We start from the raw sequence: 16,505 nt of genomic DNA on the forward strand, positions 1-16,505 counted from the left end.
CTGCTCGTCGTCGTCCATTGCTCATCAGGAGATCCGCTCCTTCAGGTCCGTCAGCCAGCTGTCGATGACGGGGGCCGTCGTGTCGACGTGCTGCTCGACGATGGTGAAGTGGGTGCCGGGGACGGTCGCCACGGTGTCGGCGCCCTCCCAGTCGGCCTGCCATCCGGCGTCGGGTGCGATGGCCGCGTCATCGCCCATCTCGAACAGGTCCCCGGCCCGTACGAACAGCACCGGCGCCTCGATCGCGTCCTGCCGGAACTGCGGCAGCAGCTCCACGTACCGCCCCATCGCGGAGAGTTCGGCGCTGCTGAAGGAGCCCAGCGTGGCGGCCTTGTCGGGGACGGCGAACGCCATCTGGTCGAAGAGCGCGTCGTTCGTCGCGCCCATGTAGTAGGTGTCCAGCAGGACCAGCCCGGCGGGGCGCACCCCGTGGACCTGCTCCAGGCGGGCCACGGTGGCGTGCGCGAGCAGACCGCCCGAGGAGAAGCCGAGCAGGGCGAACGGCTCCCCGTCCGCGGCGCGCAGCACGGCCTCGGCGAGAACGTCCACCGCCGCGCCGAAGGACTCCGGCAGGGCCTCCCCGCGCCCGAACCCGGGGGTGGGGATACCGGAGACAGGCATCGAGAGCCGGGCCGCGAGCCGCGCGTGCTGGTGCACGCCGCCCGCCACGGTCGGCGTGCTGAGGCAGATCAGCCGGGGCGTCCGGGATCCCTCCGGCCGGGTGCGTGCCCCGTAGGTCACCGCCGCGGGCAGTTCCGCCAGGTCGGCCGCCGAGGCGAAGGCGGGCCGCAGCGCCGCCACGGACCGCAGCATGGCCAGGCCGGGCTGGAGGTTCCCCGACATGATCGCGTCGAGGAACAGTCCGTACAGGGTGTCGTCGGCCCGGTCGGCGCCGTGCGGGGACGGTGTGTCGCCCTGCCCCCGCTCCCCCATCACGGCGCCCATCCGGTCGGCGAGCAGCCGGGCCAGCTCCAGCGGGTTCTTGCTGTCGAAGACCACCATGGCCGGCAGGGAGAGCCCGGACGCGGAGTTCAGCCGGTTGCGGAGTTCGACTGCGGTCAGCGAGTCGAATCCGGCCTCCAGGAAGCCCGCTTCGGCGTCGACCGCGCTCGCGTCGGCGTGCCCGAGGACCTCGGCCGCGTGGGTGAGCACCGCGTCGAGCACCGCCTTCTCGCGCTCGGCGCCGCCCAGCACGCGCACCTTCTCGCGCAGCGCGCCGGCCTCGGCGGCTCCGGCCGCGGCGCCGGCCCGGCGGCGCACCGCGGGGGCCAGGCCACGCAGCAGGGCGGGCACCTCGTCGGTACGGGCCCGCAGGGCGGCCAGGTCCACCCGCAGCGGTACGAGGGCGGGGGCGTCGGCCGCGACCGCCGCGTCGAGCAGCCACAGGCCCTCCTCCTCGGACAGGGCGGGCGTCCCGCTGCGCCGCATCCGCTGGAGGTCGGCCTCGCCGAGCCACTGGCTCAGTCCGGTCTCGGTGTCCCACAGTCCGAAGGCCATGGAGGTGGCCGCCAGCCCCTGCGAGCGGCGGTGCTGGGCGAGCGCGTCGAGGAAGACGTTCGCCGCCGCGTAGTTGCCCTGTCCGGCGGCCATGACCAGGCCGCCGGCCGAGGAGAACAGGGCGAAGACGGACAGGTCGTGACCGGCCGTCAGTTCGTGCAGGTACCAGGCCGCGTCCGCCTTCGCCCGCAGTACGGTGTCCACTTGCTCGGGCGTGAGCGCCCCGACCAGGCCGTTGTGGGCGACCCCGGCGGCGTGGACGATCCCGCGCAGCGGGTGCGCCGGGTCGATGCCGCCGATCAGCGCGGCCACGGCGGCCCGGTCGGACACGTCGCAGGCGGCGATCTCCACCCGGGCGCCGAGCGCGGCCAGTTCGTCACGGAGTCCGGCCGCGTTCGGCGCGCCGAGTCCGCGTCGGCTGGTGAGCACGAGGTGCCGTACACCGTGCGCGGTCACCAGGTGCCGGGCGACGAGGGCGCCCAGGCCGCCGGTTCCGCCGGTGATCAGGACGGTTCCCTCGGTGTCCCAGGGCGTGTCGCCGCCCGGTGCGGCGGACCGGACGAGGCGCGGCGCGAGGACCCTGCCCTGCCGGATCGCCAGCTCGGGCTCGCCCGAGGCGAGTGCGGCGGCCAGCGCCTTCGGGGACACCTCTGCCTCCTCCAGGTCCAGCAGTACGAACCGGCCCGGGTTCTCCGCCTGCGCGGCCCGCACCAGCCCCCACACCGGGGCCTGTCGTACGTCGACCGGGTCGCCGTCGGCCACGGCCGACGCGGCCCGGGTGACCAGGACCAGCCGCGACCGCGCGAACGCCGGCTCGGCCAGCCACTGCTGTACGGCGGCCAGCGCCGTGTCCACCGCCGAGCGGACCCCGGCGGGGACCGCCTCCTCGCGGACCGCGCCGGGCCCGGTCGCCAGGACCGGCAGCAGCACGGTGTCCGGTACCTCGTCCTGCGCCGCGCCGAGCGCGTCGAGTCCGGGAGCCACCGGAACCCCGGCCACCTCCAGGCCCGGTCCGGCGACCGTGCACGCTCCGCGCGGTCCGGAACCGCCGCCGACCGGCTGCCATTCGACGGACAGCAGCGCGTCCCGGAAGCCCCCGGTCGGCAGCTGTTCGGCGGCGACCGGCCGCAGCAGCAGCGCGGCGACCGAGGCCACCGGCGCTCCGGCCGGGTCGGCCAGGTCGAGGCGTACGGCGTTGCGCTGGCCTTCGACGGGCGCGAGCCGGACCCGTACGGCGGTGGCGGACGCGGCGTGCAGGGTGACGCCCGCCCAGGCGAAGGGAAGCAGCGCGCCCCCCGCGTCCTCCTCCGCGCCGAGCCCGCCGAAGCCGAGCGCGTGCATCGAGGCGTCGAGCAGGGCCGGGTGGAGTCCGAACCGTCCGGCGTCGGCGTGCGCCTGCTCGGGCAGTTCGATCTCGGCGTAGAGCGCGTCGTCCAGCCGCCAGGCGGCCGTCAGGCCCTGGAAGACCGGGCCGTAGCCGAACCCGCGCTCCTGGAGCCGGTCGTACAGCTCGGCCGCGTCCAGCTCGGCCGCGCCGGCGGGCGGCCAGGCGGTGAGACCGTCGCCGGGCTCGGTGGCGCCGGGCGCGAGGAAGCCGTCGGCGTGCCGGGTCCACGGCTCGTCGGGCCGGGCCTCGGGGCGCGAGTAGACCTGTACGGCGCGCCGCGCCCGCTCGTCGGGTTCGCCCACGACGACCTGGAGGGAGACGCCGCCGCGCTCGGGCAGCACGAGCGGGGCCTGGAGGGTGAGCTCCTCCAGGAGTCCGCAGCCGACGTGGTCGCCGGCCTGGAGCGCGAGCTCCACGAAGCCCGTGCCGGGGAGCAGCACGCTGCCGTGCACGGCGTGGTCGGCCACCCACGGCTGGGCGTCCAGGGAGATCCGTGCGGTGAAGGTGACCGCGTCGGAGTCGGGTGACGGCAGCACGGCCGCGAGGAGCGGGTGGTCGAGGGCGTCCTGGCCGACGGCGACGGCATCGGTGGCGGGCTTGGCGGCGTCGACCCAGTAGCGGGCGCGCTGGAAGGGATAGGTGGGCAGGTCCACGAGCCGGGCTCCGGTGCCCGCGTAGAAGGCCTCCCAGTCGACGGGTACGCCCGCCACGTACAGCTGGGCGAGAGCCGAGACCAGTGACTCGGGCTCCCCGCGGTCCTTGCGCAGGGCGGCGGCCGAGACGGCCTCCTCGGAGTCGAGGACCTGCTGGGCGAGAGCGGTGAGCACGCCGCCGGGCCCGATCTCCAGGAACCGGGTGACGCCCTGCTCCTCCAGCGTGTGGACGGCGTCGGCGAAGCGGACGGCCTCGCGGACCTGGCCGGCCCAGTAGTCGGGGGACTGCCAGGCGTCGGACAGTTCGCCGGAGACCGTGGAGACGACGGGTATGCGCGGCTCGCCGAAGCTCAATTCCCGGGCGAGGGAACGGAACTCGTCCAGCATCGGGTCCATCAGTGCCGAGTGGAAGGCGTGCGAGACGGCGAGGCGGCTGGTCTTGCGGCCGGCTGCGGCGAAGTGTTCGCCGATGGCCAGGACGGCCGCCTCGGCACCCGAAACCACCATGGATTCGGGTCCGTTGACGGCCGCGACCCCGACCCCGTCGGTGAGCAGCGGCAGCACTTCCTCCTCCGTCGCCTGGACTGCGAGCATCGCGCCACCGACCGGGAGTTCCTGCATCAGACGGCCGCGCGCGACGACCAGCCGGGCCGCGTCCGCCAGGGACAGCACCCCCACCGCATGGGCGGCGGCCAGCTCACCGATCGAATGCCCGGCCACCACGTCGGGCCGTACGCCCCACGCTTCGACGAGCCGGAACAGCGCCACCTCGAGCGCGAACAGGGCGGGCTGGGTCAGCGCGGTCGCGTTCAGCGCCTGCGCGTCCTCACCCCACACCACCTCGCGCAGCGACCGCCCGAGGTGCGGGTCGATCTCCGCGCAGACGGCGTCGAAGGCCGCCGCGAACGCCGGGAAGGACGCGTACAGCTCCCGTCCCATGCCCAGCCGCTGTGCACCCTGCCCGGTGAACAGGAACGCCGTCTTTCCGGTGCGGCGCGCCAGGTCGCGGACCACGGCGGGCGCGTTGCGGTCCTGGGCCAGTGCGGTCAGGCCGCGCAGCAGCTCCGAGCGCTCCGTTCCCACGACCACGGCACGGTGGGCGAATACGGTGCGCGAGGAGACCAGCGAGAGGCCGATGTCCGCGGGTTCGCTCTCCGGCCGCTCCGTGATCCGGTCCAGCAGGCGCTCGGCCCGGGCGGCCAGGGCCTGTGGGCTCTTGGCCGATAACACCCAGGGCAGAGCGGGGAGTTCTGACCGTACGGTCGTCTCCTCGGCGCCTTCCGGCGCTTCCTCGACGATGACGTGGGCGTTCGTCCCGCTGATCCCGAAGGAGGAGACGGCGGCCCGGCGGGGCCGGTCCGCCGCCTGCCATTGCCGCGCCTCGGTGAGCAGTTCCACGCTCCCCGCCGCCCAGTCCACCTGGTCGGACGGCGCGTCCACGTGCAGGGTCTTCGGCAGGGTCCCGTGGCGCATGGCCATGACCATCTTGATGATGCCCGCGACGCCCGCGGATGCCTGGGTGTGGCCCATGTTGGACTTGATGGAGCCCAGGTACAGCGGCTGTCCCTCGGGGCGGTCCTGCCCGTACGTGGCGAGCAGCGCCTGCGCCTCGATCGGGTCGCCGAGGGTCGTACCGGTGCCGTGCGCCTCGACCGCGTCGACCTCGGCGGCCGACAGCCCCGCGTTGGCGAGGGCCTGGCGGATCACCCGCTGCTGCGAGGGGCCGTTCGGGGCGGTCAGACCGTTGGAGGCACCGTCCTGATTCAGCGCTGACCCGCGGACGACGGCGACCACCGGGTGGCCGTTGCGCCGCGCGTCGGAGAGCCGCTCGAGCAGCAGGACGCCCGCGCCCTCGCCCCAGGCGACACCGTCGGCCGAGGCCGCGAAGGACTTGGAGCGGCCGTCGGGGGCGAGCCCGCGCTGACGGCTGAACTCGACGAACATGCCGGGCGTACCCATGACGGCGACACCGCCGGCCAGGGCCAGCGAGCACTCACCCGACCGCAGCGCCTGCGCCGCCATGTGCAGGGCGACCAGGGAGGACGAGCAGGCCGTGTCCACGGTGACCGAGGGGCCTTCCAGGCCGAGCGTGTACGAGGTGCGGCCGGAGACGAGGCTGCCGCCGCTGCTGGCCGCGGCCTCCACGCCCAGGGCGTAGTCGTGGTACATCACGCCCGCGAACACCCCGGTCGCCGAGCCCTTGAGGGCCGCCGGGTCGATGCCGGCCCGCTCGATCGCCTCCCAGGACACCTCCAGCAGCAGCCGCTGCTGCGGATCCATCATCAGCGCCTCGTTCGGACTGATCCCGAAGAACACCGGGTCGAACTCGGCCGCGTCGTACAGGAATCCGCCTTCACGGGCGTACGTCCGCCCGGGCGTGCCCGGCTCCGGGTCGTAGACCTCCGGGTCCCAGCCGCGGTCGGCCGGGAACCCGCCGATGGCGTCCACACCGCCGGCCACGAGGTCCCACAGCTCATCCGGGGTGGTCACCCCGCCCGGGTAGCGGCAGCCCATCCCCACGATCACGATCGGATCGTCCACGTCCGGACCGCCGGCGGCGGGCACGGCGCGGGCGGGTACGGGTGCGGCATGGCCCCGGCCGGCCACCTCGGCGCCGATGTGGCCGGCGACGGACTGCGCGGTCGGGTAGTCGAAGATGAGCGTGGCGGGCAGGCGCAGCCCCGTCGCCGAGCCGAGGCGGTTGCGCAGCTCCACCGCGGCGAGCGAGTCGAAGCCCAGCTCGCTGAACGCCCGCTCCGGCTCGATGGCATCCGGCGAGGCGTGCCCGAGGACACCGGCCACCTGAACCCGTACGAGGTCCAGCAGCGCGGCGGCCCGCCCGCTCGCGTCCAGCCCGGCCAACCGCGCGGCGAGCCCCTCGGCGCCGTCCCCGGACTGCGCGGCCCGGCGTACGGGGGCACGGACGATGCCGCGCAGAAGGGCCGGGATCTCCCCGGTACGGCCGCGCAGGACGTTCGTGTCGACGCGCAGGGGGACCACGGCGGGCTGCCCCGAGCGCAGGGACAGCGAGAACAGGGCGAGGCCTTCGGCCTGGGAGAGTGCGGGCAGGCCCTGGGCCGCCATGCGCTCTTCGGCCAGGTCCAGCATGGTGGTCATGCCGGTGTTGACGCCCCACAGGCCGAAGGCCATCGAGGTCGCGGGAAGCCCCTCCGCGTGGCGGTGGGCGGCGAGTGCGTCGAGGAAGACGTTCGCCGCCGCGTAATTGCCCTGCCCGGCCGCCAGCACCAACCCACCAGCAGAGGAGAACATCACGAACGCCGCCAGATCCAAGTGCGCGGTCAACTCGTGCAGATGCCACGCCGCATCCGCCTTCGGCCGCAGCACCGCATCCATCCGCTCAGCGGTCAGAGCACCGACCACACCGTTGTCCGCGACACCCGCCACATGCACCACACCCGACAACGGGTGCTCCAAACCATCCAACAGGGCGGCCAACGCCTCCCGATCGGCCACATCACACGCCACAACCGAGACCTGCGCACCCAACCCGGCCAGATCATCGACCAGTTCACCCACACCGGGCGTATCCGCTCCACGCCTGCCCGCCAGCACCAGACGACGCACACCATGCTCGACCACCAGATGACGGGCCACCAGAGCACCCAGACCACCCGTACCACCCGTGATCAGAACCGACCCCGACCCATCCCACACGGGTTCATGAGGATCCGCATCGACCGCCAGCCGGGCCAGCCGTGGCACCAACACCTCACCACCACGCACCGCCAACTCCGGCTCACCCAAGCCCAGAAGAAGACCCAGCTCCACCGACCCATCGGAATCGACCAGCACCAACCGGCCCGGATTCTCCGCCTGCGCCGCACGCACCAGACCCCACACCGGAGCCTGCCGCACATCAACCACATCACCCGCCCCGACAGCCACCGCACCCCGCGTGACCACCGCCAGCACCGAGTCCTCGCGGTCGTCCGCCAGCCAGTCCTGTACCGCCGCCAAGACCCGGTTGGCCAGGGTGTGGACAGCGGCCGGAACATCGTCGTCCGTCACCTCGCACTCGAAGACGGCCGCGCCCTCGGGCAGACCCTGCGGGGCGGCCGCTGCCGGCACGGGCAGCGGGTTCCACACGATGCGGAAGAGGGAATCCGTGCCGCCGGTGCCGAGCTGCTCGGTCGAGACCGGGCGGCCGACGACGGCGCCGACCGTGGCGACCGGAGCACCCGTCGCATCGGCGACCTGCAAGGAGAGGCTCTCCGGCGTGGGCTGGGTGATCCGCACCCGTACGGCGGAGGCTCCCGCCGCGTGCAGGGTGATGTCCTTCCAGACGAAGGGCAGGACGGTCTCGTCCCCGCCGGTGCCGTTCACCAGCGCGGCGTGCATGGACGCGTCCAGCAGCGCGGGGTGCAGCCCGAACTCCCCGGCCTCGGCGTGCGCCTGTTCCGGCAGGGCGACCTCGGCATAGAGCACGTCACCGAGCCGCCAGGCGGCCTTGAGTCCCTGGAACACCGGCCCGTAGCCGAAGCCCCGCTCGCGCAGGCCCTCGTACGCGCCGTCCAGAGACAGGGCGTCGGCGCCGGCGGGAGGCCAGGCCGCCAGGTCGAAGCCGGGGGCTTCGGCGCCTGCCGCGAGCACGCCGTCGGCGTGCAGGATCCACGGCAGGTCAGCCCGGTCCTCGGCACGCGAGTAGACGCTCACCGAACGCCGCCCGGAGGTATCGGCGGGGCCGACGACCATCTGTACGGTGACGGCACCGCGCTCGGGAAGGATCAGCGGCGCCTGCAGCGCCAGCTCTTCCAGTACGTCGCACCCGACCTGGTCGGCCGCCCGGACCGCAAGCTCCACGAAGCCGGTGCCGGGCAGCAGGATGCTGCCCAGGACGTCGTGGTCGGCGATCCAGGGGTGGGAGCTCGCGGACAGCCGGCCGGTGAACGTGACCACGTCGGTGTCGGGGGACGGCAGCACCGCGCCGAGCAGCGGGTGCCCCGCATCGGTCAGTCCGGCCGTGGCCATGCTGCCGCCGCCGGAGCCGATCCACGAGTTGGCGAGGTACTCCTCCGTGCCGATCCAGTAGCGAGTGCGCTGGAAGGCGTAGGTGGGGAGGTCGACGAGCCGGGCTCCGCTTCCGGCGAAGAAGGCCTGCCAGTCGACGGAGACCCCGGTGGTGTGCAGCTGGGCGACGGCGGTGACCAGGGTCTCGGGCTCGGGCCGGTTCTTACGGAGACCCGCGACGAGTACGGCGTCCACGCTCTGCGCGGCCAGCCCGGTCAGGATGCCGTCGGGACCGATCTCCAGGAACCGGGTCACGCCCTGCTGCTCCAGCGCGATCACGGCGTCGGCGAAACGGACGGCCTCCCGCACCTGGCTGACCCAGTACTCGGGCGATTGCCACCCGGTGGAGGTCTCGCCCGTGACGGTGGAGACCACGGCTATGCGCGGCTCGCTGTACGTCAACTCACTGGCAAGGGTGCGGAATTCGTCCAGCATCGGTTCCATCAGCGCCGAGTGGAACGCATGCGAGACGGCCAGACGGCTGGTCTTGCGACCGGCCGCGGAGAAGTGCTCACCCACCGCCAGAACGGCCGCCTCCACACCCGAAATGACCACCGATTCCGGCCCGTTGACCGCCGCAATCCCGACCCCGTCGGAGAGCAGCGGCAACACTTCCTCCTCCGTCGCCTGGACCGCGAGCATCGCGCCACCGACCGGGAGTTCCTGCATCAGACGGCCGCGCGCGACGACCAGCCGGGCCGCGTCCGCCAGGGACAGCACCCCCACCGCATGGGCGGCAGCCAACTCACCGATCGAATGCCCGGCCACCACATCAGGCCGCACACCCCACACCTCAACCAGCCGGAACAACGCCACCTCAAGCGCGAACAGCGCAGGCTGGGTCAGGGCAGTGGCATTCAGCGCCTCCGCATCCTCACCCCACACCACATCCCGCAACGACCGCCCCAGCAACGGGTCGATCTCCCCACACACCGCATCGAAAGCCGCCGCGAACACCGGGAAGGACGCATACAACTCCCGCCCCATCCCCAACCGCTGCGCACCCTGCCCCGTGAACAGGAACGCCGTCCGCCCACCCGACTGCGGCTGGCCGGTGACCACCCCGGGGTGGTCCTCGCCCGCCGCGAGAGCGGCCAGTCCGCTCTCCCGGTCGCCCACCACCACGGCCCGGTGCTCCATCGTGCTGCGCGCCGCAATGAGCGTGTGCCCGATGTCCTCGGGGCTGTAGGCGTCCACCACCTCGCGCAGGGCGCCCGCCTGGCCGGCCAGTGCCTTCGCGGACTTCGCCGACAGCACCCACGGCAGGACGGGCAGTTCCACCGCGCGCTCGGCCTCCGGCGGCTGCGCGGCGGGGACCTCCTCCACGATGACGTGTGCGTTCGTCCCGCTGATGCCGAAGGAGGAGATGCCCGCCCGTCGCAGTCGGCCCTCGGCGCGCCATTCCCGGGCCTCGGTGAGCAGTTCCACCTCACCAGCGGACCAGTCGATCTGATCCGACCGCTCCTCCGCATGCAGGGTCGGCGGCAACACCCCGTGCCGCATCGCCATCACCATCTTGATGATCCCCGCGACACCCGCCGCCGCCTGCGTATGCCCCATGTTGGACTTGACCGAGCCCAGCCACAGCGGCCGGCCTTCCGCCCGCCCCTGGCCGTACGTGGCCAGGAGCGCCTGCGCCTCGATCGGGTCGCCGAGGGTCGTACCGGTGCCGTGCGCCTCGACCGCGTCCACCTCGGCGGCCGACAGCCCCGCGTTGGCGAGGGCCTGGCGGATCACCCGCTGCTGCGAGGGGCCGTTGGGGGCGGTCAGACCGTTGGACGCGCCGTCCTGGTTCAGCGCCGAGCCCCGCACCGTCGCCAGTACCGGATGCCCGTTGCGCCGTGCGTCCGACAGCCGCTCCAGCAGCAGCATGCCCGCGCCCTCACCCCACCCCGTACCGTCCGCACCCGCCCCGAACGACTTGCACCGGCCGTCGGGGGCGAGTCCGCGCTGGCGGCTGAACTCGACGAAGACCTCCGGGGTGGCCATGACGGCGACACCGCCGGCGAGGGCCAGCGAGCACTCCCCCGACCGCAGCGCCTGCGCAGCCATGTGCAGGGCCACCAGGGACGAGGAGCACGCCGTGTCGACCGTGACGGCCGGGCCCTCCAGGCCGAACACGTACGAGACGCGCCCGGAGGCGATGGCTCCGGTGCTGTTGTTGGCGGCGTAGTCGTGGTACATCATTCCGGCGTAGCAGCCGGTCATGCTGCCGCGCAGGGTCTCCGGGTCGATTCCGGCCCGCTCGAACACCTCCCACGCCGTCTCCAGCAGCAGGAACTGCTGCGGATCCATGACGGCGGCTTCATTGGGGCTGATCCCGAAGAAGGCCGGGTCGAATTCGCCCGCCTCGTGCAGGAATCCGCCTTCGCGGGCGTAGCTGGTGTGCGGCCGCTCGGCGGTCGGGTCGTAGATGCGGTCGAGGTCCCAGCCGCGGTTGGCCGGGAAGCCGGAGACGGCGTCCACGCCGTCCGCGACCAGCTGCCACAGGTCCTCGGGGGTGCGCACCCCGCCGGGGTAGCGGCAGGCCATGGCGACGATCACGATCGGGTCCTCGTCCCCGACGCCGGCCCGGACCGCGGTGGGGGACGCGGTTCCCGGCTGCCCGGTGGCTCCGTCGAGTTCGCCGAGGAGGTGCCGGGCGAGCGCGCGCGGGTTGGGGTAGTCGAAGGCGAGGGTGGCGGGCAGCCGGACGTCGGCGGCGGCGCTGACGGCGTTGCGGAACTCGACGGCGGTGAGCGAGTCGAAGCCGAGTTCGCTGAACGCGCGGTTCTCGTCGACCGCGTGCGGTCCCGGGTATCCGAGGGTGATCGCGACCTGCGTACGGACCAGGTCGAGCAGGACTGCCGTGCGCTCCTCGCGGTCGAGTCCGGCCAGTCGGCCCCGCAGCGCCCCCGCCGCCTCGGGCGCCGCCGACGCCGCGCTCCTCCTCGCCCGTACGCGGACCAGGCCGCGGAAGAGCGGTGGCAGGGCCTCGCCCGCCTCGGCGAGCGTGCGGACGTCCAGCCGGATCGGCAGGAGGACCGGGGTGTCGACGGTCAGGGCCCGGTCGAAGAGGTCCACGCCGTACTCGGCGGTGAGCGCGCCGATGCCGGTGCGGCTCATCCGCTGGAGGTCGGCGTCGGTCAGGGCGCCGGACATGCCGCTCGCCCACAGGCCCCAGGCGAGGGACTGGGCGGGGAGGCCGTGGGCGCGCCGGTGGGTGGCGAGCGCGTCGAGCAGGGCGTTCGCCGCACCGTAGTTGCCCTGTCCGGGGACGCCCAGGACGCCGGTCGCGGAGGAGAACAGCACGAAGGCCGACAGTTCCAAGCCGCGGGTCAGTTCATGCAGGTGGAGCGCCGCGTCGGCCTTGGCGCTCAGGACGGTGTCCAGGCCTTCCGGGGTCAGCGAGGCGATGAGCGCGTCATCGAGCACCCCCGCGAGGTGGACCACGCCGGTGAGCGGCACCCCGGAGATCAGGGCGGCGAGGGCGTCGCGGTCTCCGGCGTCGCAGGCCGCGAGGGTGGCTTCGGCGCCGAGTCCGCGCAGCTCGGCGCGGAGTTCCACCGCACCGGGGGCGTCCGTACCGCGCCGGGAGACCAGCAGGAGGCTCCGTACGCCGTGGGCCTCGACGAGCTGCCGGGCGACCAGCCGGCCGAGTGCGCCGGTCGCGCCGGTGACCAGGACGGTGCCGTTGCCGAAGTCGGGGCGGACGCGGCGCTCGGGGTCGTCGGTGACGCGGGTGAGGCGGGCGCCTTGGACGGTCGTACCCCGTACGAGGGTCTGGGGTTCGGCGGCGGCCACCGCGGCGGCCGCCTCCTGCGGGTCGGCGAGGTCGGTGAGGTCCGCCAGGAGGAACCGTCCCGGGTTTTCCGCCTGCGCCGAGCGCACCAGGCCCCAGACGGCCGCCCCGGCCAGGTCGGTGATGTCCTCGCCGGGCAGGGCCACGGCTCCGGAGGTCGCGACGAGGAGCCGGGAGCCGGCGTACCGCTCGTCGGCGAGCCAGCTCTGCAGGACGGTGAGCGCCCGCGCGGTGGCCTCGCGGACCGCGTCCGGGCCGGATCCGGGCCGGGAGCGCAGGATGACGTGCTCCGGTACGGGCCCGTCGGCGGGCAGGGTGTCCCAGTCGGCCACGGGGGCCGCGGGGGCCGCTGGGGCGGGGAGAACGGCCCAGTCGAGGGCGAAGAGGGATTCGTGGGCGACCGTACGGGCGGCGGCGAGCTGCTCGGCGGAGACCTCTCGCAGGACGAGGGAGTCCACGGAGAGCACGGGACGGCCGGTCTCGTCACCGACCGTCAGGGTGATGGCGCCCGCGCCGTCCGGGGCGATCCGGACCCGCAGCCGGGTGGCGCCGGACGCGTGCAGCCGTACGCCGGTCCAGACGAACGGCAGGACCGGGCCCCGGGCCTCGGCGAACAGGTCGGTGAAGACGGACCCGTGCAGCGAGGCGTCCAGGAGCGCCGGGTGCAGGCCGAACGCGGCGGCGTCGGCACGGGCCCGCTCCGGGAGGGCGACCTCGGCGAACACCTCGGTGCCGGCCTCGGCGGCCCAGGCGGCGGTGAGGCCGCGGAAGACCGGGCCGTACGGGAGACCGGCGGCGGCCAGCGCCTCGTACACGCCGTCCGTCTCTATCGGGGTGGCGGCGGGCGGCCAGGCGCCCAGGTCGAAGGCGGAGTCCGGGGCCGCGGCGGCCGCCAGGACGCCCGCCGCGTGCAGGGTCCAGGGCTGGTCGGGCTGGTCGTCGCGGCGCGAGTGGACGCTGACGGGGCGCCGCCCGGACGCGTCCGCGGCGCCGACCTCGACCTGGAGGGCGACCGCCCCGCGTTCGGGCAGGACGAGGGGCGCCTGGAGCATGAGCTCTTCGAGCAGTTCGCAGCCGACCTGGTCGCCGGCGCGGACGGCCAGTTCCACGAAGCCGGTGCCGGGGAAGACCACGGAGTCGCCGACGAGGTGGTCGGCGAGCCAGGGCTGGGCCGATACCGAGACCCGGCCCGTCAGGACCACCCCGCCGGAGTCGGCGAGGGAGACGACGGCGCCGAGCAGCGGGTGCCCGGCGGCGGCCAGTCCGGCTGCCGAGAGGTCGCCGAGGGCGCCGGTGCCCTCGACCCAGTAGCGGGTGCGCTGGAAGGCGTAGGTGGGCAGGGCGACGAGCCGGGCTCCGGTTCCGGAGTGGAACGCCTCCCAGTCGACGGCCGCGCCGGAGGTGTGGAGCTGGGCGACGGCGGTGATCAGGGCCTCGGGCTCGGGGCGGTTGCGGCGCAGGGCCGGTACGAGGACCGCCTGCTCGGAGTCGGCGGTCTGCTGGGCGAGTCCGGTGAGGATGCCGTCGGGGCCGATCTCCAGGAAGCGGGTGACGCCCTCGTGCTCCAGGGTGCGGACGGCGTCGGCGAAGCGGACGGCCTCGCGGACCTGGGAGACCCAGTAGTCCGGGGACTGCCAGTCCGCGCCGGGCCGGTCGCCGGTCACGGTGGAGACGGCCGCGATCCGCGGTTCTTCGTACGTCAACTCATGGGCGATGGCCCGGAATTCGTCGAGCATCGGGTCCATCAGCGCCGAGTGGAAGGCGTGCGAGACGGCGAGGCGGCTGGTCTTGCGACCGGTGGCCGTGAACTGCTCGCCGAGCGCGAGGACGGCCGCTTCGACGCCCGAGACGACGACGGAGCCGGGCCCGTTGACCGCCGCGATGCCCACCTCGTCGGTGAGCAGTGGCAGGACCTCTTCCTCCGTCGCCTGGACGGCGAGCATCGCGCCACCGGCGGGCAGCGCCTGCATCAGACGGCCCCGGGCCACCACCAGCCGTGCCGCGTCCGCCAGGGACAGCACGCCGACGGCGTGGGCGGCGGCCAGCTCGCCGATCGAGTGGCCGGCGACCACATCGGGGGTGATCCCCCAGGCTTCGACGAGCCGGAACAGCGCCACTTCGAGGGCGAACAGGGCGGGCTGGGTGAGCGCGGTCGCGTTCAGCGCCTCCGCGTCCTCACCCCACACCACCTCCCGCAGCGACCGCCCGAGGTGCACGTCGATCTCCGCGCACACGGCGTCGAAGGCCGCCGCGAACACTGGGAAGACTTCGTACAACTCCCGCCCCATGCCCAGCCGTTGGGCGCCCTGGCCGGTGAACAGGAAGGCCGTCGAGCCCTTGGTCAGCACGCCGCGCACCACACCCGGGTGCGGCTGTCCGTCGGCCAGCGCGGCGAGAGCGGCGAGAGCGGCGTCCCGGCCGTCCGCCAGGACGACCGCGCGGTGGTCGAGCGCCGCGCGGCTGGTGGCCAGCGAGTAGGCCAGGTCCCTGGGGTCCAGCTCCGGCGAGGCCGTGACGTGGGCGTGCACCCGGCTCGCCTGAGCGGCGAGCGCCTCGGCGTCCCGGCCGGAGACCGGCCACGGCAGTACGGCGGGCAGCGACAGCGGAAGCGGCACGGTGTCAGCGGCAGGCGCATCCCCCGCCTGGCCCGCCTCGGCCGGCTCCTCGGCCGGTGCTTCCTCCAGGATGACGTGGGCGTTGGTGCCGCTGACCCCGAACGCCGAGACGCCGGCCCGTCGGGGCCGGTCCTCGCCGCGCTCCCACTCCCGGGATTCGGACAGCAGCCGGACCCGGCCCGCGGACCAGTCGACGTGGCTCGAGGGTTCGTCCACGTGCAGGGTCTGCGGCAGCACGCCGTTGCGCAGGGCCATGACCATCTTGATGATGCTGCCGACGCCGGCGGCGGCCTGCGCGTGCCCGATGTTGGACTTGATGGAGCCCAGCCACAGCGGCCGGTCTTCGGGGCGGTCCTGCCCGTAGGTGGCGAGCAGTGCCTGCGCCTCGATCGGGTCGCCGAGGGTGGTCCCGGTGCCGTGGCCCTCGACCACGTCGACCTGGGTCGCGGGGATGCGGGCGTTGGCGAGCGCCTGGCGGATGACCCGCTGCTGGGCGCGGCCGTTGGGGGCGGTCAGGCCGTTGCTGGCGCCGTCCTGGTTGACGGCGCTGCCGCGTACGACGGCCAGTACGGGGTGGCCGTTGCGGCGGGCGTCCGCCAGCCGTTCGAGTACGAGCATGCCCGCGCCCTCGGACCAGCCGGTGCCGTCGGCGGCCTCGGCGAAGGCCTTGCAGCGGCCGTCGGGGGCGAGGCCGCGCTGGCGGCTGAACGCGATGAACGGCGAGGGGGTGGACATCACCATGACGCCGCCGGCGAGGGCCAGCGAGCATTCGCGCTGTCTGAGCGCCTGGGCTGCCAGGTGGAGCGAGACGAGCGAGGAGGAGCACGCCGTGTCCACGGTCACGGCCGGGCCTTCCAGGCCCAGGGTGTAGGAGATCCGGCCGGAGATGACGGCGGCCGCGTTGGCGGTGGTCATATAGGCCTCGGCGACCTCGCCGGCCGCGCCGATCAGGTACTCGTAGTCCTGGATGCCGGAGCCCGCGAACACGCCGACCGGCTTGCCGCGCAGGGACACAGGGTCGATGCCGGCCCGCTCGATCGCCTCCCAGGACACCTCGAGCAGCAGCCGCTGCTGCGGGTCCATGGTCAGTGCCTCGTTGGGGCTGATCCCGAAGAAGCCCGCGTCGAAGCCGGCGACGTCGTGGACGAAGCCGCCCTCGTGGACGTAGCTGCTGCCGGACTCGGCGGTCTCCGGCTCCTCGCCGCGCAGCCCGTCGAGGTCCCAGCCGCGGTCCGTGGGGAAGGTGGTGATGGCGTCCCGGCCCTCGGCCACGAGCCGCCACAGGTCGTCCGGGGTGCTGATGCCTCCCGGGTAGCGGCAGCTCATCGCGACGATGGCGATGGGCTCGTGGTCCTGGTTCTCGACCTCCTGAAGCCTGCGGCGGGTCTGGTGCAGATCCGCCGTGACCCGCTTGAGGTAGTCGAGAAGCCTTGCGTCGTCATTGGACATCTTGGTCCCACCGAGTCCTTGTTCATGCCGTGAGGTCGAGTCGGGTCGGGTCGCGGTTGGCGCGTCGCGGATCGGGCCGCGGATCGGGTCCCGCG

General features: G+C 73.9%; 1 protein-coding gene. It reads right to left on the reverse strand.

Annotated features, from left to right (window positions below):
• Positions 1–24: 24 nt before the first annotated feature.
• Positions 25–16,410, reverse strand: coding sequence for an SDR family NAD(P)-dependent oxidoreductase (locus OHA89_RS09210; protein ID WP_406365859.1), 16,386 nt, complete (start codon positions 16,408–16,410; stop codon positions 25–27).
• Positions 16,411–16,505 lie beyond the last annotated feature (95 nt).

This window comes from Streptomyces sp. NBC_01546 (assembly GCF_045208355.1).
Taxonomy (GTDB): Bacteria; Actinomycetota; Actinomycetes; order Streptomycetales; family Streptomycetaceae; genus Streptomyces.